This window comes from Mycobacterium sp. UM_11 (assembly GCF_001414075.1).
In the GTDB taxonomy this organism is placed as follows: domain Bacteria; phylum Actinomycetota; class Actinomycetes; order Mycobacteriales; family Mycobacteriaceae; genus Mycobacterium.
In genome coordinates this window covers 1-20,293 of the sequence record NZ_LATC01000070.1, presented here as the reverse complement: position 1 = coordinate 20,293, position 20,293 = coordinate 1, and the positions used below count along the sequence as shown (strand labels likewise).

19 protein-coding genes are annotated in these 20,293 nt (G+C 69.6%); 9 read left to right on the top strand and 10 right to left on the bottom strand.

Annotated features, from left to right (window positions below; all coding sequences use genetic code 11):
* Positions 1 to 71: 71 nt before the first annotated feature.
* From WU80_RS17250 to WU80_RS17230, 5 genes are all read left to right on the top strand, one after another.
* Positions 72 to 1,409 carry a glutamine synthetase family protein gene (locus tag WU80_RS17250; protein WP_055404002.1) on the top strand — a complete coding sequence of 446 codons (1,338 nt, stop codon included), beginning with the start codon at positions 72 to 74 and terminating at the stop codon, positions 1,407 to 1,409.
* Between the two features lie 50 nt (positions 1,410 to 1,459).
* Positions 1,460 to 4,444, top strand: coding sequence for a bifunctional [glutamine synthetase] adenylyltransferase/[glutamine synthetase]-adenylyl-L-tyrosine phosphorylase (locus tag WU80_RS17245; protein WP_055404003.1), 2,985 nt, complete (start codon positions 1,460 to 1,462; stop codon positions 4,442 to 4,444).
* Complete coding sequence (locus WU80_RS17240; protein WP_055404004.1) at positions 4,441 to 5,085, top strand: PaaI family thioesterase; 645 nt, start codon at positions 4,441 to 4,443, stop codon at positions 5,083 to 5,085. The genes WU80_RS17245 and WU80_RS17240 overlap by 4 nt, the downstream gene beginning before the upstream one ends.
* On the top strand, positions 5,082 to 5,942 hold the full coding sequence (locus WU80_RS17235) for a TIGR03619 family F420-dependent LLM class oxidoreductase (RefSeq protein WP_055404005.1): 861 nt from the start codon (positions 5,082 to 5,084) through the stop codon (positions 5,940 to 5,942). Before WU80_RS17240 ends, WU80_RS17235 begins: the two co-directional genes overlap by 4 nt.
* Positions 5,943 to 6,032: 90 nt before the next feature.
* On the top strand, positions 6,033 to 6,560 hold the full coding sequence (locus WU80_RS17230) for a GNAT family N-acetyltransferase (protein WP_156349605.1): 528 nt from the start codon (positions 6,033 to 6,035) through the stop codon (positions 6,558 to 6,560).
* A 265-nt stretch (positions 6,561 to 6,825) separates the two neighbouring features.
* On the opposite strand, the gene WU80_RS17225 is transcribed toward WU80_RS17230, so the two are convergent.
* From WU80_RS17225 to glnA, 4 genes are all read right to left on the bottom strand, one after another.
* Positions 6,826 to 7,806, bottom strand: a complete 981-nt coding sequence (locus WU80_RS17225) for a hypothetical protein (protein ID WP_055404007.1) — start codon at positions 7,804 to 7,806, stop codon at positions 6,826 to 6,828.
* Complete coding sequence (locus WU80_RS25910) at positions 7,803 to 8,132, bottom strand: hypothetical protein (protein WP_156349606.1); 330 nt, start codon at positions 8,130 to 8,132, stop codon at positions 7,803 to 7,805. The genes WU80_RS17225 and WU80_RS25910 overlap by 4 nt, the downstream gene beginning before the upstream one ends.
* A 107-nt stretch (positions 8,133 to 8,239) precedes the next feature.
* Positions 8,240 to 8,377, bottom strand: coding sequence for a hypothetical protein (locus WU80_RS17220; RefSeq protein ID WP_156349607.1), 138 nt, complete (start codon positions 8,375 to 8,377; stop codon positions 8,240 to 8,242).
* 74 nt (positions 8,378 to 8,451) lie between these two features.
* Positions 8,452 to 9,888, bottom strand: coding sequence for a type I glutamate--ammonia ligase (gene glnA, locus WU80_RS17215; protein WP_055404009.1), 1,437 nt, complete (start codon positions 9,886 to 9,888; stop codon positions 8,452 to 8,454).
* A 209-nt stretch (positions 9,889 to 10,097) separates the two neighbouring features.
* Here glnA and WU80_RS17210 point away from each other — a divergent pair, with 209 nt between their 5' ends.
* Positions 10,098 to 10,520: an RDD family protein gene (locus WU80_RS17210; protein WP_055404010.1), complete on the top strand. Its 423-nt coding sequence runs from the start codon at positions 10,098 to 10,100 to the stop codon at positions 10,518 to 10,520.
* A 4-nt stretch (positions 10,521 to 10,524) separates the two neighbouring features.
* Here WU80_RS17210 and WU80_RS17205 read toward each other — a convergent pair whose 3' ends face one another.
* From WU80_RS17205 to sucB, 5 genes are all read right to left on the bottom strand, one after another.
* Positions 10,525 to 11,277: a DUF4191 domain-containing protein gene (locus WU80_RS17205; protein ID WP_055404011.1), complete on the bottom strand. Its 753-nt coding sequence runs from the start codon at positions 11,275 to 11,277 to the stop codon at positions 10,525 to 10,527.
* A 39-nt stretch (positions 11,278 to 11,316) separates the two neighbouring features.
* The gene (lipA, locus tag WU80_RS17200; RefSeq protein WP_055404012.1) at positions 11,317 to 12,240 is read right to left on the bottom strand and encodes a lipoyl synthase; all 924 of its coding nucleotides are present in this window, start codon (positions 12,238 to 12,240) and stop codon (positions 11,317 to 11,319) included.
* Entirely contained in the window at positions 12,237 to 12,935 is a 699-nt protein-coding gene (gene lipB, locus WU80_RS17195; RefSeq protein WP_055404013.1) for a lipoyl(octanoyl) transferase LipB, read from the bottom strand. The genes lipA and lipB overlap by 4 nt, the downstream gene beginning before the upstream one ends.
* A gap of 68 nt (positions 12,936 to 13,003) precedes the next feature.
* Positions 13,004 to 13,915, bottom strand: a complete 912-nt coding sequence (locus tag WU80_RS17190; protein WP_055404014.1) for a TIGR01777 family oxidoreductase — start codon at positions 13,913 to 13,915, stop codon at positions 13,004 to 13,006.
* A gap of 15 nt (positions 13,916 to 13,930) precedes the next feature.
* A complete protein-coding gene (gene sucB, locus WU80_RS17185; RefSeq protein WP_055404015.1) occupies positions 13,931 to 15,724 on the bottom strand; it encodes a 2-oxoglutarate dehydrogenase, E2 component, dihydrolipoamide succinyltransferase in 1,794 nt (597 codons plus the stop codon).
* A gap of 192 nt (positions 15,725 to 15,916) precedes the next feature.
* Here sucB and WU80_RS17180 point away from each other — a divergent pair, with 192 nt between their 5' ends.
* Positions 15,917 to 17,677 (top strand): SDR family oxidoreductase, encoded by a 1,761-nt coding sequence (locus WU80_RS17180; protein ID WP_055404016.1) that lies wholly within the window; start codon positions 15,917 to 15,919, stop codon positions 17,675 to 17,677.
* 3 nt (positions 17,678 to 17,680) lie between these two features.
* Here WU80_RS17180 and WU80_RS17175 read toward each other — a convergent pair whose 3' ends face one another.
* The gene (locus tag WU80_RS17175; protein ID WP_055404017.1) at positions 17,681 to 18,025 is read right to left on the bottom strand and encodes a hypothetical protein; all 345 of its coding nucleotides are present in this window, start codon (positions 18,023 to 18,025) and stop codon (positions 17,681 to 17,683) included.
* 133 nt (positions 18,026 to 18,158) lie between these two features.
* Between WU80_RS17175 and WU80_RS17170 the strand changes: the two genes are divergently transcribed.
* Both WU80_RS17170 and WU80_RS17165 read left to right on the top strand, forming a co-directional pair.
* Entirely contained in the window at positions 18,159 to 18,611 is a 453-nt protein-coding gene (locus WU80_RS17170; RefSeq protein WP_156349608.1) for an SRPBCC domain-containing protein, read from the top strand.
* Positions 18,608 to 20,209 carry an NAD(P)/FAD-dependent oxidoreductase gene (locus WU80_RS17165; protein WP_055404018.1) on the top strand — a complete coding sequence of 534 codons (1,602 nt, stop codon included), beginning with the start codon at positions 18,608 to 18,610 and terminating at the stop codon, positions 20,207 to 20,209. Before WU80_RS17170 ends, WU80_RS17165 begins: the two co-directional genes overlap by 4 nt.
* Positions 20,210 to 20,293: the final 84 nt, after the last annotated feature.

Sequence of the window (20,293 nt, the reverse complement as noted above, 5' to 3'; positions counted from 1 at the left end):
GCAATGTTCGCAATTGTTCCGAGCGCGCATCGGTAACACAGAATTAACAGCTGTTGCCTACTGTTTCGGTTATGGATCGCCAGAAGGAATTCGTCCTCCGCACCCTGGAGGAACGGGATATCCGTTTCGTTCGGCTGTGGTTCACCGATGTGCTCGGCACGCTCAAATCGGTGGCCATCGCCCCGGCCGAACTCGAGGGGGCCTTCGAGGAAGGCATCGGCTTCGACGGATCATCGATCGAGGGCTTCGCCCGCGTCTCGGAATCCGACACCGTGGCCAACCCCGACCCGTCGACCTTCCAGGTGTTGCCGTGGGCCTCCGCCGGCCACCACCACTCGGCGCGGATGTTCTGCGACATCACCATGCCGGACGGCTCGCCGTCATGGGCGGACCCGCGCCACGTGCTGCGGCGCCAGCTGCAGAAGGCCAACGACCTCGGCTTCTCCTGCTACGTGCACCCCGAGATCGAGTTCTTCCTGCTCAAGCCCGGCCCCGACGACGGGTCGAGGCCGATTCCCGTCGATACCGCCGGCTATTTCGATCAGGCGGTGCACGACTCGGCCTCCAACTTCCGTCGGCACGCGATCGAGGCGCTGGAGTTCATGGGCATCTCGGTGGAATTCAGCCACCACGAGGGCGCGCCCGGCCAGCAGGAGATCGATTTGCGGTTCGCCGACGCGCTGTCGATGGCCGACAACGTGATGACCTTCCGCTACGTCATCAAGGAAGTCGCGATCGAGAACGGGGCGCGGGCGTCGTTCATGCCCAAACCCTTCGCCGAGCATCCGGGCTCGGCCATGCACACCCACATGAGCCTGTTCGAGGGCGACGTCAACGCGTTCCACAGCCCGGACGATCCGCTGCAGCTCTCCGACGTGGGCAAGTCGTTCATCGCCGGGATACTCGAGCACGCCTCCGAGATCAGTGCGGTCACCAATCAATGGGTCAACTCCTACAAGCGGCTGGTGCATGGCGGCGAGGCGCCCACGGCGGCGTCGTGGGGCGCGGCGAACCGCTCGGCGCTGGTGCGGGTGCCGATGTACACCCCGCACAAAACGTCGTCGCGGCGGATCGAGGTGCGCAGCCCCGACTCGGCCTGCAACCCGTATCTGGCGTACGCCGTGCTGCTTGCCGCCGGGCTGCGCGGGGTGGAGAAGGGCTACGTGCTGGGACCCCAGGCCGAGGACAACGTGTGGGACCTGACCGTCGAGGAGCGGATCGCGATGGGCTACCGCGAGCTGCCGACGAGCCTGGATGCCGCGCTGCGCGCCATGGAGTCCTCCGAGCTCGTCGCGGAAACCTTGGGGGAGCACGTCTTTGACTTCTTCCTGCGCAACAAGCGCACCGAGTGGGCCAACTATCGCAGCCACGTCACCCCCTACGAGCTGAGCACCTACCTGTCGCTGTAGGGCCCGGCGCCCGCCTTTCCCCTGCGCGCCAGGCGGGTTGCGATACCGTCGTGAGCGTGACCAAACCCGCGACGCAGCGCCCCCGGCTGCCCAGCGTGGGCCGGCTCGGCTTGGTCGATCCCCCGGCGAGCGACCGCCTGACGCAGCTGGGTTGGTACGACCACGACGACCAGGCCCACGTGGACCTGCTGTGGTCGCTGTCGCGCGCCCCCGACCCCGACGCCGCGCTGCGCGCCCTGATGCGGCTGGCGGAGAACCCCGAGGCCGACTGGGACGAGCTCAACGCGGCGCTGCTCACCGAACGCCCCCTGCGCGGGCGGCTGTTCGCCGTGCTCGGGTCGTCGCTGGCGCTGGGCGACCACCTGGCTGTGCACCCCCAGTCGTGGAAACTGTTGCGCGGCAAGGCCAAACTGCCCAGCCACGACGAGCTGTGCGCGGCGTTCACCCAGTGCGTCGACGAGGCATCGGACGCGCCGGGTTCCGTGGTGCCGCGCCTGCAGACCCTGTACCGCGATCAGCTGCTGTTGCTGGCCGCGCTCGATCTGGCCGCGACGGTCGAAGACGAACCGGTGCTGCCGTTCACGGTGGTGGGCGCCCAGCTGTCGGACCTGGCCGACGCCGCGCTGGCCGCCGCGTTGCGGGTGGCCGAGCTGAGCGCGTGCGGCGACCGGACGCCACCGCGGCTGGCGGTCATCGCGATGGGCAAATGCGGTGCCCGCGAACTGAACTACGTCAGCGACGTGGACGTCATCTTCGTCGGCGAACGCGCCGACCCGCTCACCACCCGGGTGGCCAGCGAGATGATGCGGGTCGCGTCAGAGGCCTTCTTTCAGGTCGACGCCGGGCTGCGGCCGGAGGGCCGCAGCGGTGAACTGGTCCGCACCGTCGAGTCGCACATCGCCTACTACCAGCGCTGGGCGAAAACGTGGGAGTTTCAGGCGTTGCTGAAAGCCCGCGCCGCCGTGGGCGATCGGGAGCTCGCCGAGCACTACCTGTCCGCGTTGATGCCGATGGTGTGGGTGGCCTGCGAGCGGGAGGACTTCGTCGTCGAGGTGCAGGCGATGCGCCGCCGGGTCGAGCAGCTGGTGCCCGCCGACGTGCGCGGCCGCGAGATCAAACTCGGCAGCGGCGGGCTGCGCGACGTTGAGTTCGCGGTGCAGCTGCTGCAGCTGGTGCACGGCCGCAGCGACGAGTCGCTGCATGTGGCGTCCACGGTGGACGCGCTGGATGCGTTGGGGCAGGGCGGCTACATCGGCCGCGAGGACGCGGCGAACCTGACCGCTTCCTACGAGTTCCTCCGGCTGCTCGAGCACCGGCTGCAACTGCAGCGGCTCAAGCGCACCCACCTGTTGCCCGAAGCCGAGGACGAGGAGGCGGTGCGCTGGCTGGCCCGCGCCGCGCACATCCGCCCCGACGGGCGGCACGACGCCGCGGGCGTGCTGCGCGAGGAGCTGCGGCACCAGAACCTGCGGGTGTCGCAGCTTCATGCCAAGCTCTTCTACCAGCCGCTGCTGGAATCGATCGGCCCGGCCGGCCTGGAGATCGGGCACGGCATGACCCCGGAGGCCGCCGAGCGTCAGCTGGCCGCGCTCGGCTACGAGGGCCCGCAGAGCGCGTTGAAACACATGTCGGCGCTGGTCAATCAGAGCGGCCGGCGCGGTCGCGTGCAGTCGGTGCTGTTGCCCAGGCTGCTGAACTGGATGTCGTACGCGCCGGATCCCGACGGCGGACTGCTGGCCTACCGCCGGCTATCCGAGGCGCTGGCCGCCGAGAACTGGTATCTGTCGACGCTGCGCGACAAGCCGGCGGTGGCCAGGCGACTGATGCACGTGCTGGGCACCTCCGCGTTCGTGCCGGACCTGTTGATGCGCGCGCCGCGAGTGATTCAGGACTACAGCGACGGTGCGGCCGGCCCCAAGCTGCTCGAGACGGACCCGGCCGCGGTGGCCCGCGCGCTGATCGCCTCGGCCGGGCGCCACCCGGACGCGCCGCGCGCAATCGCGGCCGCCCGCACGCTGCGCCGCCGCGAACTGGCCCGCATCGGCTCGGCCGACCTGCTGGGCTTCCTCGAGGTCACCGACGTGTGCCGGGCGCTCACCTCGGTGTGGGTGGCCGTGCTGCAGGCCGCGCTGGACGCGATGATCCGCGCCAACCTGCCCAAGGACGGCACGGCGCCGGCCGCCATCGCGGTGATCGGCATGGGCAGGCTGGGCGGCGCCGAACTTGGCTACGGATCCGACGCGGACGTGATGTTCGTGTGCGAGCCCGCCCACGGGGCCGAGGACTCGGTGGCGATCCGGTGGTCGACGACGGTCGCCGAACAGGTGCGCACGCTGCTGGGCACGCCCAGCGTCGACCCGCCGCTGGAGGTCGACGCCAACCTGCGGCCCGAAGGCCGGCAGGGCCCGCTGGTGCGCACGCTGGGTGCCTACGCCGCCTATTACGAGCAGTGGGCGCAGCCGTGGGAGATTCAGGCGCTGCTGCGCGCGCACGCGGTCGCCGGCGACGCGGACCTGGGGCAGCGGTTCCTGTTGATGGCCGACCGGACGCGCTACCCGGCCGACGGGGTGTCCGCCGAGGCGGTGCGGGAGATCCGCCGCATCAAGGCCCGCGTCGACGCCGAGCGGCTGCCGCGCGGCGCCGACCCGAACACGCACACCAAGCTGGGCCGCGGCGGGCTGGCCGACGTCGAATGGACCGTGCAGCTGATGCAGCTGCGGCACGCGCACCGAATTCCCGCCCTGCACAACACCTCCACGCTGCAGTGCCTGGACGCGATCGCCGCGGCCGACCTGGTGCCCGCCGATGAGGTCGACCTGCTCCGGCAGGCGTGGCTGACCGCGACCCGGGCGCGCAACGCGCTGGTGCTGGTCCGCGGCAAGCCGACCGACCAGCTGCCCGGGCCGGGCCGCCAGCTCAACGCGGTCGCGGTGGCCGCGGGCTGGCCGACCGATGACGGCGGGGAGTTCTTGGACAACTATCTGCGGGTCACGCGGCGGGCAAAAGCCGTGGTACGAAAGGTGTTTGGAAGTTGACTCAGGAGACCGGCGCGTTGGACGCCATATTCGAGGTGCTCGACGCGGCGGAGGCTCAGCGCGTGACCGCCCTGTATGCCCCGTTGGCCGACGCCGTGCGCGAGCTTGTCGACGCGACCATCCGGACCGAGGTCGGCGACGACGTCGTCACCCAGGCGCGCGCCGCGATCGAGGCCGTCACCCGGTCGCTGCGGCAACGGACCCGGCCGATGGGCGTGAGCTACCGCGTCAACGGCCGACCGCTGCCGCTGGGCAACGCCGCGATTGGCGTGTGCAACCCGATCGCGCCGCCGATCGTCGTCCACCACGACGGCGGCGGCCGCTGCTGGAGCGAGTTCGTCCTCGGCTCGGCGTACGAGGGCCCGCCGAAACTGGTGCACGGCGGCGTCAGCGCCCTGGTGCTCGATCACATGCTCGGCGAGGCGGCCAGCGAGGGGCTGTCCAAGGCGCGCTTCACCGGCACCATCACCGTCAAGTACCGGCGCGGCACCCCGTTGGGCCCGCTGCGGTCCGAGGCGTGGGTGGACGGCAAGGAAGGCGTCAAAGTGTTTGCGCGCGGCACGATTTCAGACGCGAACGGGGTCACCGTCGAGGCCGAAGGCGTCTTCATCGAGCCGGCGTGGGCGCGGGAAGCCGAATGAAGTTCTACATCAGCAGCGCGTTTTTGAACACCCGGGAGATCATCGAGCTGGCCAAGGCCGCCGACGAACTCGGCTACGACGGCATCGGGATCCCCGACCACGTCGTCAACCTGGAGACCCTTGACACGCCGTACCCGTACACCAAGGACGGGGAACGCCGTTGGCAGCCGTTCACCGACTGGCCCGATCCGTGGGTGCTGGTCGGCGCGCTGGCTCAGGTCACCACGCGCCTGCGGTTCGTCACGACCGTCTACATTCCCGCGATGCGCAACCCCTATTCGGCCGCGAAAGCCATTGGCACCGCGGCGGTTCTGGCGTCGGGCCGGGTGGAGCTCGGCATCGGCGTCGGCTGGTGCCGGGAAGAATTCGCGTTGATGGGGGAGCGGTTCGAGGCCCGCGGGAAACGGACCGACGAAATCATCGACCTGATGCGGGCGCTGTGGCGGCCGGGCTGGGCGGAGTTCGAGGGCGAGTTCTACCGCGCACCGCGGCTGGAGATGGAGCCGACGCCGCCGCCAATACCGGTGTATGTCGGCGGCCTTAGCGACATCGCGCTGCGCCGCGCCGCCCGCAACGACGGCTGGATCGGCGACCTGATCAAGACCGAGCGCGCCATTGAGGCCGTAGGCAAGCTGCGGGAGTTGCGCGCCGAAAACGGTTTGTCTTTCCACGATTTCACCGTGTTGACGCCGTTGACCGACGCCTTCACCACCGCCGACTACCAGCGCGCCGCCGACGCGGGCATCACCGGCATCATCACCATGCCCTGGATGTTCTACACCGGACCTGATGCGTCGCTGGAGGACAAGATCGACGGCATGCAGCGCTTCCGCAAGGACTTGGCGCTCGACGGTTAGCTCGGGCTTGTTTGCCGCGACACTGAATCCTTGGCGGCGACACGCCGTTGAAGTTCGCCGTAGTGCAAGTCTCGCGAGAGGATGACGGGCATGCCAATCGGTCGGGTTCGCCCGGCGTCCACATCGGATGCCGAGGCGTGCCTTGCGATCTATCGGCCCTATGTCACCGACACGACCGTCAGCTGGGAGCTCGAAGTCCCCAGCGTTGGGGAGATGGCCGGCCGCGTCGCCGGCGCCCACGAATGGCTGGTGCTCGAACGGGCGGGTCGCGTAGTCGGCTTCGCGTACGGCCATGTGCTCTGGCGCCTGCCCAGCTTTCAGTGGTCGGTCGAGACGGGCATCTACGTCGACCCCGCCCGTCACCGCACGGGCTGCGGCCGCCAGCTCTACACGGAACTACTGCGCCGGCTCGCCGAGCGCGGGTACCGGCAAGCGCTCGCCGGCATCACCCAGCCGAACGAGGCCAGCAACGCGTTCCACCGGTCGTTCGGATTCCGCGACGCCGGCCTATATCGGCGCATCGCATGGAAACACGGCCGCTGGCACGACGTCGCGTGGATGCAAGTCGACCTGGCGGGGACGGCCGATCCCGACGAGCCGCCCCGCCCGATCGCGTGAAGGGTTAGCGGCCGCCGCCGGCGCCGCCGCCGACGAAGCCCCCGCCGGCCCCGCCGCCGACAAAGCCTCCGCCGGCTCCGCCGCCCACGAAGCCTCCGCCCGCTCCGCCACCGAAGAAGCGGCCTCCACCGGCTCCGCCGCCAACGCGGCCCAGGGTCATTGTCTGTGCGGTGCTGATAGTCATGGCCGTGAAGCTAACGCCGGATCCGATGCCGCCGCAAGAGTTTTAATCTGAATTTTCGGCTACGTGATTTTGCCAGAGCAACTACTTGCCCTGCGTGTCGATGCCGACCTCCGGGCACTCCCAGCCCGCGTCGGTGTTTTTCGCTGCGGCGCTGTCGGCGATGTGCTCAATCCGCTTCAGCGAAATGACATGAGAGGCATCGGCATTGACGATGACGGCAAATCCCGCGGCCGGAGCCCATCGGGCCGGCACCAATACCCACCGGTCATTGTGGACGGCCAGCGAGCGGAAACACTCGTAGCGCAGGAAGGCCGACTTCGCCGACGGGTCGGCGCCCTGCGGGGCCCAGCTCACCTTGATCTGATTGCCCAGCAGCAGCGGCACATCCTGCTTGGCGTCCACATCCAGGACGACGACGTTCTCCCGCGACCACAAACCCGCATTGGTGTTGATAGCGAGGTCGTGACCGCGGAAGGTGGCGAAGATGTCGGCGACCCAAAATAACGCCACCACGATCGCCCCGGCCGCCACCACGAGGCTGCCCCGTTCGGCGGCCGCGAACGGTCGCGGCGCATCGCTGGTGCGGGTTCCGCCGAGCAGCCACAGCCCGACCATCAGGAGGGCGGCGCCCAGGCCGAGTGCCACCGGCGTCGCGACGTCGGCCTGAATCGGGGCCCAATCGGGCTTGGTCAGCCCGACGATCGCGATGGCCACGCCGACCACTCCGAGGGCGATGGACACCCACGCGACCCCGCGCAGCAACCGGGGCCGGCGACCGGATTGCACCAGGCGACGCAGGTAATCGGCGGCCCAGAGCATGGCCACCCACGCGAACAGGCCCACCACCAGCGGCACGTACAGCGCCGGCAGGCTCTTGACGACATAGTCGGTGGTGGTGAATCCGATTGCGTCCGTGTCGATTCCGAAATACGAGAAATAGGTTCGGGTGGCGACGTAGCCGTAGAAGTAGCACAGCGAGGTGATGATGGTGGTCGGCGCGATGAACAACCCCACAACGCCGATCCACTTCGGCATGGCGGGCGAACCCTCTTCCTCGCTCACGGCGACGGAACCGGAGATGCGGTGGTCGGGCTCGGCGGAATGCCGGTTGTCACGGAGGGGGGCAGCGTGGTCGTTGGGGTGGATGGCAGCGGTGTCGTACGGTCCGTCGTCGGCGGCGTTCCCGTTGTCACCGTGGGCGGCGTGTAGACGGAAATGCTAGAGCTGGACGGCACCTTGGTGCGCGTGGTGGACGTCACCGACGACGAGGTCGTCGGGGGCGTCTTGTTGTCCGATCCGCAGGAGGCCAACGAGAGCGCCGCGGCAGCGGCGAGCGTTGCGACTATCGCCTTGCGCGCGGTCGACGGCACTGGACCGGTCTGCGTCATCGCAACCTCCACACGCGGCATCCCCGAGATGGGATACTCCCATCCCGCGAAGCAGATGTGGCGACTATCGCCGAATCTCCGGCCCGGCGAGACGAAACCGCGTCCGGTCAGTTCCCGATGGGCGGGCGGGGGTCGCCGGCCACCGGCGGGATCGGCCCCTCACCAGCCTCCGGCACGACGGAGCCCTTGTCCTCGGGCTCGTCGGCGGTGTGGTCGGGCGCGTCGTCCTCAGGCTTCCGGTTCACGGACCCACTGTAGGCCCGGCAAAACGAAACCACCCGCGCGGCGGTCGCCACGCGGGTGGTTTCGGTTGACGGATCTAGACGTCGTAGTACAGCGCGAACTCGTACGGGTGCGGCCGGATCTGCACGGGCAGGATCTCGTTCTCCCGCTTGAAGCTGATCCACGTCTCGATCAGGTCGGGCGTGAAAACCCCACCCTCGGTGAGGTATTCGTGATCCTCTTCCAGCCGGTCGATCACCGCGGACAGCTGGGTGGGCGCCTGCGGGATGTTGGCGGCCTCCTCCGGCGGCAACTCGTAGAGGTCCTTGTCGACCGGGGCCTGCGGCTCGATCTTGTTCTTGATGCCGTCCAGCCCGGCCATCAGCATCGCCGAGAACGCCAGGTACGGGTTGCCCGACGAGTCGGGGCAACGGAACTCGAGCCGCTTGGCCTTCGGGTTGCTGCCGGTGATCGGGATGCGGACACAGGCCGAGCGGTTGCGCTGGCTGTAGACCAGGTTGATCGGCGCCTCGAAGCCCGGCACCAGTCGCTTGTAGGAGTTGACGGTCGGGTTGGTGAACGCCAGCAGCGACGGCGCGTGGTGCAGCAGGCCGCCGATGTAGTGGCGGGCCGTGTCCGACAGGCCGGCGTAGCCCGTCTCGTCGTACATCAGCGGGCTGCCGTCCTTCCACAGCGACTGGTGGGTGTGCATGCCGGATCCGTTGTCACCGAACAGTGGCTTGGGCATGAAGGTGACGGTCTTGCCGGCCTGCCAGGCGGTGTTCTTGACGATGTACTTGTACAGCTGCATGTCGTCGGCCGCGTGCAGCAGCGTGTTGAACTTGTAGTTGATCTCGGCCTGCCCGCCGCTGCCCACCTCGTGGTGGCCCTTCTCCAGGCTGAAGCCCGATTTGATCAGGTTCGCCAGCATGTCGGCGCGCAGGTCGACGTAGTGGTCGACGGGCGCGACCGGGAAGTAGCCGCCCTTGGGGCGGACCTTGTAGCCGCGGTTGGGGCTGCCGTCGTTCTCGGTGGGCTCGCCGGTGTTCCACCAGCCCGAGATCGCGTCGACCTCGTAGAAGGAGCCGTTGGTGCGCGAGTCGAAGCTCACCGAGTCGAAGATGTAGAACTCCGCCTCGGCGCCGAAGTAGGCGGTGTCGGCGACCCCGGTGCTGATCAAGTAGTTCTCCGCCTTGCGGGCGATGTTGCGCGGGTCGCGCGAGTAGGGCTCGAGGGTGAACGGGTCGTGCACGAAGAAGTTCAGGTTCAGCGTCTTGTGCTCGGTGAACAGGTCGATCTGTGCCGTCGCGGGGTCCGGCAGGAGCAGCATGTCGGATTCGTGAATGGACTGGAAGCCTCGAATCGAGGAACCGTCGAAGGCCAGGCCGTCCTCGAAGACGCTCTCGTCGAAGAACGAAACCGGAATCGTGAAGTGCTGCATGATGCCTGGCAAGTCACAGAACCGGACGTCGACAAACTCGACGTTCTCGTCCTTGACGAGTTTGAAGACGTCGTCGGGCGTCGTTTCCGTCACAGAAATGCTCCTTTACTTGGTGAGATCCGCGGCCTGACGCTATGGAGCAGATGTTGCCCGCCAGTCAACCCCGTGTTGCGCGCACGTTACGCGACCCATGTTGTTCACAAAAGAGGCGCCGTCACCGGCGGGTTCTATTGTGGGGCCATGGACCGCTGGATCGTATCTCTTCCGGTGCCCGGGCGCAGCGTTCAGCCGGGGTTGCGACGATGACGCCGAACTCGCCGTCCACCTATCCCGGCGAGCGGCTGGGACTGCCGCAAAGCGGGCCGGGGTCGCTGGCCCCGATGGGACGTCGGCTCGGTGCCCTGATGATCGACTGGCTGATCTCCTACGGCCTGGCCGCGCTGGCGCTGCGCTTCGGCGTCTTCTCCGAACACGCGTTGTCGACGGCGGTGCTGGGCATCTGGTTCGTGCTCGGTGTGATCTCGGTGCGGCTGTTCGGCTTCACGCCCGGGCAGTTGGTGCTGGGCCTGCAGGTCGTGACGGTCGACGACCGGGGCGCGGTCGGCATCGGCCGGGCGGTGGTGCGCGGTGTGCTGGTTGGGACCGTGGTCCCGGCGTTGTTCACCGACTGGGACGGCCGCGGCATGCAGGATCGGCTGACCGCGACGGCGGTCGTCCGGCGCTGATGGGCTACTTGCGGCGCACCGTGCGCTGCACGCCGCGCATCTTGCCGGCGTTGGGAAGCGGCCCCTTCGGCAGGACGGCGGCGCCCGCCCGCGTACCCAGCGCGGCGAGCCGGGACTCCAGCGTGTCCATCTGCTTGACGGTGATGTTGGCCGGCAGACGGTTGAGGTGGCGCTCCAGCTTGGACAGCGGCACCTCGTCGTCGCCGTTGCCGACGACGAGGTCGTAGATCGGCACCTCGCCGATCAACCGCGCGGTGCGCTTCTTCTCCTGGGCCAGCAGCGGCCGGACCCGGGCCGACGACCCTTCCGCGACCAAGATGACGCCCGGCCGGCCGATGACCCGGTGCACGGCGTCGAGGTGGCCGGTCGCGGCGACGCCCGGCGTCACCCGCCACTTGCCGCGCAGGTTGTCCAACGCCCAAGCCGCCGCGCCGGTTTGTCCCTCGGCCTTGCTGTAGACGCTCTTCTGCGCGCGGCGACCGAACACGATGAAGGCCGCCAGCGCGCCCAGCACCACGCCCAGCGGGATCAAGGTGAACGTGGTCAGGCCGCCGGCCCACACGCCGACGGCCACCGAGGCGGCCACGATCAGCACGAAGACGCCGATCATGTAGGGCAACAGCCGTTTGTCCTCGCGCCGCTGAAGGTTGAATGCCTGCCACAACTGGGCGCGACGCTCCTTCGCGGCGGCCTTACGCGCGGCCTGCGCCTGCGCCCGGGCGGCCTTGTTCTCAGCGGCGGTGCGGGGTTTAGCCATAGTCAAAGGATACGTACCGGCAAGTCGGGCCGACGGCCGTCAGGCGCGGGTGCGCGCGGCTTGCTCGTAGAGCCGGCCCGCCCGGTAGGACGACCGCACCAGCGGCCCCGCCAGCACCCCGGAGAAGCCCAGCCCCTCGGCGTGCCGGGAGAATTCGACGAACTCCTCGGGCCGCACCCAGCGCTCGACCGGGTGGTGACGCGTCGAGGGACGCAGGTACTGGGTGATGGTGACGATGTCGCAGCCGGCGGCCCGCAGGTCGGCCAGCGCGGTGCGCACCTCGTCGGGGGTTTCGCCGAGCCCGAGGATGAGGTTGCTCTTGGTGACCAGCCCGAAGTCGCGCGCCGCGGTGATGACGTCCAGGCTGCGCTGGTAGCTGAAGGCCGGCCGGATCCGCTTGAAGATGCGGGGCACGGTTTCGACGTTGTGCGCCAACACTTCCGGGCGGGACTGGAAAACCTCGGCAAGCCGGGCGGGTTCGCCGTTGAAGTCGGGTATCAACAGCTCGACGCCGGTCGACGGGTTGAGCTCCTTGATCGCCCGCACCGTCTCGGCGTACAGCCAGGCCCCGCCATCGGGCAGGTCATCGCGGGCCACCCCGGTGATGGTGGCGTAGCGCAGTCCCATCGTCCGCACGCTGTCGGCGACGCGTCTCGGCTCGTCGCGGTCCAGGGCGGCGGGCTTGCCGGTGTCGATCTGGCAGAAGTCGCAGCGCCGCGTGCACCGGTCGCCGCCGATCAGGAAGGTGGCCTCCCGGTCCTCCCAGCACTCGAAGATGTTGGGGCAGCCGGCTTCTTCGCAGACCGTGTGCAGCCCCTCGCGGCGGACCAGGCCCTTCAACTGGGTGTATTCGGGTCCCATCCGGGCGCGGACCTTGATCCACGGCGGCTTGCGCTCGATCGGGGTTTGCGCGTTGCGGACCTCGAGGCGCAGCAGCTTGCGGCCTTCGGGTGCGACAGTCACGCCCTCGATGCTACGCGGGGGGTGGGCAGGTGTTCCCGCACTGGCAGGGCGCCGTCGAGGGCGTCGCAGACGGCGTCGGCGACGGCGACGCGGACGTGGTCGACCGTCACCGGGCGCCGTAGCTCGGCCGACAACGACGTCACCCCGGCGTCGCTGATGCCGCACGGGACGATGGTGCCGAACGCGCCGAGGTCGCAGTCGCAGTTGAGCGCGAACCCGTGCAGGGTGGTCGCGCGCGAGATCCGCACGCCGATGGCGCCCACCTTGCGGTCGGGCCGGTCGCCGCCCGGCACCCACACCCCGGACCGGCCCTCCACCCGGCAGGTGTCCAGGCCGAGTTCGGCGCACACCTTGATCAGGGCCTCCTCGAGGCGGCGAACGTAATTCAGCACGTCCAGCGGTTCGCGCAGGCCGATGATCGGATAGCCGACGAGTTGGCCGGGGCCGTGCCAGGTGATCTTGCCGCCCCGGTCGGTGTCGATGACCGGGGTGCCGTCCATCGGTCGTTCGTGCGGCTCGGTGCGCCGGCCCGCCGTGTAGACCGCCGGGTGCTCCAGCAGCAGCAGCGTGTCGCTGCCGCCGGCGACCCTGGCGTCGGCCAGCTCGCGCTGCAGCTGCCAGGCGGTGCGGTACTCGACGCTTCCGAGCTGTCGGACGTCGATCGCGGCCAGGCTGGACCGGATGGAATCGATCACCTTCGCGACGCTACCCCTGCGGCGGGTGCGATGCGCGTCACGCACCGGCGAAGAGCCAGGCTGCGGCGCTAGTCGTGGTCGCGGCCGGCGGTGGCGTAGGCCAGGGCCTCGCCAATTGTGTTGTGGTGGAACTGGAATCCGGCCCGCTCCAGGGCGGACGGGATGGCGCGCTGGCCGATGAGCAAGCCCTCGTCGGCGAACTCGCCGAGCGCGGCCCGCACCGCGAACCCGGGGAGCATAAACGGCGTCGGGCGGTTGACCGCCCGGCCGAACGCGGTGGTGAATTCGGCGTTGGTGACCGGCGCGGGCCCGGTCATGTTCACCGGGCCGGACAGCGTGGGATGGGAGATCGCGAACAGCAGCGCCCGCACCTCGTCCTCCAGCGTGATCCAGGACATGTACTGACGGCCACTGCCCAGCCGGGCCCCCAGGCCCGTCTTGAACAGCGGCCGCAGCCGGCCCAACGCGCCGCCCGCGGGGGCGAACACCAGGCCGGTGCGGGCCAGCACCACCCGGGCGCCGCCGTATTGCGCCGGTAGCGTGGCGGCTTCCCAGTCTTCGCACAGCTGCGCCAGGAAACCCTTTCCCGCCCGGTCGTTTTCGTCCACCACGCGGTCCTTGGTGTCCCCGTAGAAGCCCACCGCGCTGGCGTTGACCAGGGTCGCCACCCCGGCGTCGGCGACGGCGTGCGCCAGCACCTCGGTGGGGGCGATGCGGCTGTCGCGCAGGCCCTGCTTGAAGGCGCCCGACCATCGACGCTGGCCGACGTTGACACCGCACAGGTTGACGACGGCGTCGACGTCGCTCACCGCGTCGACGTCGAATTCGCCGCTCTCGGGGTTCCAGTGCAGTTCGTCGGAGTTCGACGGTGCCCGGCGCACGATGCGCAACACCCGGTGGTCGGCCGCGCGCAGCGCCGCGGTCAAGGCGGATCCGATCAGGCCGGATGAACCCGCGATGGCGATGACGGGCTTGGCCACGGTTCGGCAGTCCTCCTAAAGACCCAGGTCCGCCTCGAACGCTCCCTCTTCGAGCCGGTGCTTGATCGTGGTGAGGAAGCGTCCGGCGTCGGCGCCGTCGATGAGCCGGTGGTCGTAGGTCAGCGGGAGGTAGCAGATCGAGCGGACACCGATGGACTCGTTGCCGAATTCGTCGACGATCACCCGGGGCCGCTTCACGATGGCCCCGGTGCCCAACATGGCCGCCTGCGGCGGCACCAGAATCGGGGTGTCGAACAACGCGCCCTGGCTGCCGATGTTGGTGATGGTGAAGGTGCCGCCCGACAGCTCGTCGGGTTTGAGGTCGCCCGACCGGGCGCGTGCGGCGATGTCGGCGATGGCCCGGGCCAGGCCGGCCAGCGACAGGTCGCCGGCATTGTGGATGACCGGGGAGAGCAGGCCCTGCTCGGTGTCGACGGCGAAGCCGAGATGTTCGGCGTCGTAGTAGGTGATTTCCTTGGTCTCTTCGTTGTAGCTGGCGTTGATGTTCGGGTGGATCTTCAACGCGTCGATCACCGCCCGGGCGATGAACGGCAGGAAGGTCAGGTTGACCCCCTCGCGTTCGGCGAACGCGTTCTTCGCCCGGGCCCGCAACCCGACGATCCGGGTCATGTCGACCTCGTGCGTCTGAGTGAGCTGGGCGGTGGCCTGCAGCGATTCCCGCGTCTTGTTCGCGGTGATCTGGCGGATCCGGCTGGCCTTCTGCGTGGTCCCGCGCAGGTGCGCCAGCGCCGGCGCCGGGCTCGGCGCCGGGGCCGGAGCCGCCTTGCCGTCCACGGCCGGTGCGGCGGCCGGTGCCTGCGCCGGGGCGGGCGCCTGCTGGGTCTGTTGTTTCTTCTCCGCGGCGGCGAGCACGTCCTGCTTGCGGATGCGGCCGCCGACCCCGGTGCCGGCGATCTGGGCCAGATCGATGCCGTGCTCGGTGGCCAGCTTGCGCACCAGCGGGGTCACGTAGGGGGCGCCGTCCGGGCCGGAGCCGCTGGGCTCGGCGGCCGGTTCCGCTTGCGCGGGTTGGGGTTTCGGCGGCGGCGCCGGCTCGGGCTGCGAGACCGGCTGCGGTTCGGGCTTCGCCTCCGCCTTGGGCGGTTCGGGTGCCGGTTGGGGCTTGGGTTGCGGTTGCGGAGCGGGCTGGGGAGTCGGGGCCGCCGCCGCCTGGGAACCGCTGCCGATCCGCGCCAGTTCGCCGCCGACGGGCACGGTGGCATCCTCCTCGGCGGTGATGCTGATCAGGACGCCGGCCACCGGCGACGGGATCTCGGTGTCGACCTTGTCGGTCGACACCTCGACCAGCGCATCGTCGACCTGGACCGAGTCGCCGACCTTCTTCAGCCAGCGGGTCACCGTGCCCTCCGCGACCGACTCGCCGAGCTCGGGCATCAGGACCGGGGTCGCGTCGCCGGAGGAACCCTGCTGGGCGGGCTGCGGCTCCGGCTGGGCCGGCGCCGCGGCCTGGGGCTCGGGTTCGGGCTCGGGCTGGGCCGGTGGCGCGGATTCGGCCTGCGGTTCGGGCTGGCTGGGCTCCTGCGGGGGCGCCGGCGAACCGCCGCCCTCGGCGGAGTCGCCGATGACGGCCAGTTCGCCGCCCACCTCGACGGTGTCGTCCTCCTGGGCGATGATCTTGGTCAGCACCCCGGCCGCCGGCGACGGGATTTCGGTGTCGACCTTGTCGGTGGAGACCTCGACGAGGGGTTCGTCGAGTTCGACCGTGTCGCCTTCCTGCTTGAGCCAGCGGGTGACCGTCCCCTCGGTCACGCTCTCACCGAGTGCCGGCATCTGGACGGAGAAGGCCATCGTTTCTGACTCCTCGATCGCTCGTGGGTCGGGGCGGGTCGAACATCTCGCTAGCCGCTGAAGTAGCTACTCAAAACTATCCTGTCACTGCGTCCGCGCCGCCACACATCCAGGGCGACCGCGCGCGATTGCCGGGACGGCCCGAATGGCCTTGCTACGGTGTGGCCACTGCAGTTGAAGCGGGGAGGTCCGATGCCGGCAACACAACATTTCGTCGACAGCGCCGACGGCGCGCGAATCGCGGTCTTCGAAGAGGGCAACCCCGACGGCCCCACCGTCGTGCTGGTGCACGGCTTCCCCGACTCGCACGTGCTGTGGGACGGCGTGGTGCCGCTGCTGGCCGACCGGTTCCGCATCATTCGGTACGACAACCGCGGCGTCGGTGAGTCCTCGGCGCCCAAGCCGGTGTCGGCCTACACCATGGAGCGGTTCGCCGACGACTTCGCCGCGGTGACCGGGGAGCTGAGCCCCGGCCGGCCCGTGCACGTGCTGGCCCACGACTGGGGCTCGGTCGGCATTTGGGAGTACCTGACCCGCCCGGGCGCCGGTGACCGGGTGGCGTCGTTCACGTCGGTGTCGGGCCCCAGCCAGGACCAACTGGTCGACTACATCTTCAGCGGACTGCGCCAACCGTGGCGACCCCGCAGGTTCGCGCGGTCGATCAGCCAGGCGCTGCGGCTCACCTACATGGTGTTCTTCTCGATCCCGGTCCTCGCGCCGCTGCTTCTTCGGCTGACGCTGTCGATCCCGGCGCTTCGGCGCAACGCGGTGGACAACATCCCCGACGAGAAGATCCACCACTCGCCGCACCTGCCCCGCGATGCCGCCCAATCGGTAAAGACCTACCCCGCCAACTACTTTCGGTCCTTCGCCCGGAAACGACCGGTTCCCGTCGTCGACGTGCCGGTGCAGCTGATCGTCAACACCGAAGACAAGTACGTGCGGCCATACGGCTACGACCACACGCCGCGCTTCGTGCCGCGGCTGTGGCGGCGCGACATCAAGGCCGGTCACTTCTCCCCGATGTCCCACCCGCAGGTGATAGCCGCCGCGGTGCGCGAGTTCGCCGACCTGGCCGACGGCCGGCCGGCCAGCCGGGCGCTGCTGCGCGCGCAGGTCGGACGGCCCCGCGGGTCGTTCGGCGACACCCTGGTGTCGGTCACCGGCGCGGGCAGCGGGATCGGCCGCGAAACGGCGTTCGCGTTCGCGCGGGAGGGCGCCGAGCTGGTCATCAGCGACATCGACGAGGCGGCCGTCAAGGCCACGGCCGCCGAGATCGCCACCCGCGGCGGCGTCGCGCACGCCTACGTCCTCGATGTGTCCGACGCCCAGGCCGTGGAGGCGTTCGCCGAGCGGGTCAGCGCCGAACACGGCGTGCCCGACATCGTGGTCAACAACGCCGGCATCGGGCACGCCGGCGGATTCCTGGACACCCCGGCCGAGCAGTTCGACCGGGTGCTCGACGTCAACCTGGGCGGCGTGGTGAACGGGTGCCGGTCGTTCGCACGCCGAATGGTGGACCGCGGCACCGGTGGCTACATCGTCAACGTGTCGTCGATGGCCGCCTACGCGCCGCTGCAGTCGCTGAGCGCGTACTGCACGTCGAAGGCGGCGACCTACATGTTCTCCGATTGCCTGCGCGCCGAACTGGACGCCGCCGGGGTGGGCCTGACCACGATCTGCCCGGGCGTCATCGACACCAACATCATCAACACCACCCGCTTCGACGCGCCGGCGGGAAAGGGCGACCGGGTCGACGGGCGCCGGGGTCAGCTGGAGAAGATGTTCGCGCTGCGGCACTACGGCCCGGACAAGGTCGCCAACGCGATCCTGTCGTCGGTCCAGAAGAAGAAGCCGATTCGCCCCGTCGCGCCGGAAGCCTATGCGCTGTACGGTCTTTCGCGCGTGGCACCGCCCGGCCTGCGTAACGCCGCGCGGCTGCGGGTGATCTGACTCCTAGGGCCCCGCGCGCGTCGCGCCCTGGCGTCCCGTCAGCAGCGCGCCGCCGATCGCGAGCAGCCCGATGATCGCCAGCGGGATCGACCACGTACGCCGGCTGCCCACCGACGATTGGCATTGCGCCACATAGTCGGTGTGGGGAACGACCTGGTTGAGGATCGGGATGTTCGCCACACTGTTGTTGTTGGCGCTTCTGGCCGCGGACAGGTCCGTGGCTACGGCGTTGCCGCACCCGATCGAATGGCCGTTGCCGTCCGAAATCGACACCGGCGCCAAGAGCCCGATCACACCGGCCAGCAACAGCACGGCGCCCACAGCGAGGATCAACCGTCGCAGCGTCACGATCTCGCCTTTCTTCGTACGAGTTTTCGATCGGTGGGAGATTAGCCGCTGCACCGGACCGGTAAACCCCGATGGGGTTCGTCGCCCGGTTCGTGGGTATTCCGCCGCGGTAGCCGAGAAGGGGGACTAACGGGTGGTATTGATTGCGACGCGGGCCGTGGCCGCGCCCTGCGAGCGGGTGTGGGAAGTGCTGGCCCAAGGGTGGACCTACACCCAGTGGGTGGTGGGCAACAGCCGCATGCGGGCCGTCGATCCGAACTGGCCGGAGCCCGGGTCCTCGATCAGGCACTCGATCGGCATCTGGCCGCTGGTGATCGACGACGCGACGGTGGTGGAGGAGAGCGAGCCGCCGCACAAGCTGGTGCTGTGCGCCCGCCTGGGGCCGCTGGGCGCCGCGCGGATCACGATGCTGCTGCACGAGACGCCACAGGGCTGCCGGGTGGAGATGATCGAGGTGCCCGTCGAAGGCCCGATGGGGGCGGTTCCCAATTCCGTTGCCCTGGCGGCGGCCTACCCGCGCAACAAGGAGTGCCTCTGGCGGCTGGCGGCTCTGGCGGAGCGCAAGGTGCCCAGCCAGGTGAAATGAGCGCACGCGACACCGCCGACGCCGTCGTCATCGGGGCGGGACACCACGGACTGGTCGCCGCCTCGATGCTCGCCGACGCGGGCTGGGACGTGCTCGTGCTCGAGGCCCAGCCCGAACCGGGCGGCGCGGTTCGCAGCGCCGAGCTGACGCCGGGCTACATCACCGACCTGTTCAGCTCCTACTATCCGATGACCGTGGCCTCGCCCGCGATTTCGGCGCTGGGGCTAGAGGACCACGGCCTGCGGTGGTCGCACGCGCCGGCGGTGGTCGGGCATCCGCGCAACGCGGCCGACGACGACCCGCCGATCGTCTATCCCGACCCGGCGCGCACGGCAACGGAATTCGCGCGGCGGGAGCCGGCCGACGGCGACAACTGGTGGCGCCTGGTGGAGTTGTGGCAGCGGATCAAGGCGCCGCTGCTGGACGCGATGCTGGCGCCCTTCCCGCCCGTGCGCCCGCTGATGCGGCTGCTGGCCAAACTCGGTACGTCGGAGGCGCTTCGGGTGGCGCGCCTGCTGGTGCAGCCCGCCACCACCATGGCCAGCGAGCTGTTCGCCGGCGAGGCGCCGCGAGTTCTGTTGCTGGGCAACGCAATGCACGCCGACGTCCCGCCGGACGCGCCCATCAGCGGCGCCATGGGCTTCCTGATGACGATGTTGGCCCAGGACTGCGGCTGGCCGGTGCCCGTCGGGGGTTCGGGGCAGCTGACCGCCGCCCTGGTCAGCCGCGCCCGCTCGGCGGGCGCGCGAATCGAATGCGACCAGAACGTGTCCCGCATCCAGGTCAAGGGCGGCCGCGCGGTCGGGGTGACCACCGCCGGCGGGCGGACGGTCGAGGCGCGGCGCGCGATCGTCGCCGACGTCACCGCCCCGCGGCTGTTCTGCGACATGCTGCCCAGCGATGCGTTGCCGCCCAAGCTGTTACGCGACCTCGAGCACTTCATGTGGGACCCGCCCGTGGTGAAGGTCAACTACGCGTTGGGGAGTCCCATCCCGTGGCGGGCAAAGGGCCTGGGCGAGGTGGGCACCGTGCACCTGGGGGCCGACGGTGACGGGCTGGTCCGTTGGATGGCCGACCTGAACACCCGGGTGGTGCCCGAACACCCCTTCATGCTGCTGGGGCAGACCACCACGGCTGACCCGAGCAGGTCGCCGGTGGGTACCGAAAGTGTTTGGGCCTACACGCATTTGCCGCGCAACGTGGCCGACGACGCCTCGGCCGACCGGCTGGCCGACGGGGTGGACCGGGTCATCGAGGAGCACGCCCCGGGCTTCGGGTCGGCGGTGATCGACCGCACAGTGCAGCGGCCGTCGGACCTGGAGGCCAGCGACGCCAACCTGCACATGGGTGCGCTCAACGGCGGCACCGCGCAATTGCAGCAGATGCTGATCTTTCGCCCGGCGCCCGGCATGGGCCGTGCCGAAACCCCGGTCCAGGGACTGTATCTGGGCAGCGCGTCGGCGACCCCGGGCGGCTCGGTGCACGGCGCCTGCGGTCGCAACGCGGCCAACGCCGCGTTGGCCGCCCAGGGGATGACCGGCTGGCCGCGCCGCAATCTGCGCCGCGCCGTGTTCTCGCTGACGACCGGTAAGCGCTAGCTGTACTGACCACGGACGTTGGTGACGGCGTGGCGTGGTGACATGACGAAGACCTCCGAGTGAAGTGCGAGCTGTCTAGGAACG

Excerpts from the sequence above, each read along its gene's own strand:
- WU80_RS17165 (WP_055404018.1), top strand. The coding sequence starts at position 18,608 with ATGAGCGCACGCGACACCGCCGACGCCGTCGTCATCGGGGCGGGACAC.
- WU80_RS17180 (WP_055404016.1), top strand. The coding sequence starts at position 15,917 with ATGCCGGCAACACAACATTTCGTCGACAGCGCCGACGGCGCGCGAATC.
- WU80_RS17230 (WP_156349605.1), top strand. The coding sequence starts at position 6,033 with ATGCCAATCGGTCGGGTTCGCCCGGCGTCCACATCGGATGCCGAGGCG.
- WU80_RS17205 (WP_055404011.1), bottom strand. The coding sequence starts at position 11,277 with ATGGCTAAACCCCGCACCGCCGCTGAGAACAAGGCCGCCCGGGCGCAG.
- sucB (WP_055404015.1), bottom strand. The coding sequence starts at position 15,724 with ATGGCCTTCTCCGTCCAGATGCCGGCACTCGGTGAGAGCGTGACCGAG.
- WU80_RS17250 (WP_055404002.1), top strand. The coding sequence starts at position 72 with ATGGATCGCCAGAAGGAATTCGTCCTCCGCACCCTGGAGGAACGGGAT.
- WU80_RS17235 (WP_055404005.1), top strand. The coding sequence starts at position 5,082 with ATGAAGTTCTACATCAGCAGCGCGTTTTTGAACACCCGGGAGATCATC.
- WU80_RS17210 (WP_055404010.1), top strand. The coding sequence starts at position 10,098 with ATGACGCCGAACTCGCCGTCCACCTATCCCGGCGAGCGGCTGGGACTG.
- WU80_RS25910 (WP_156349606.1), bottom strand. The coding sequence starts at position 8,132 with ATGACGCAGACCGGTCCAGTGCCGTCGACCGCGCGCAAGGCGATAGTC.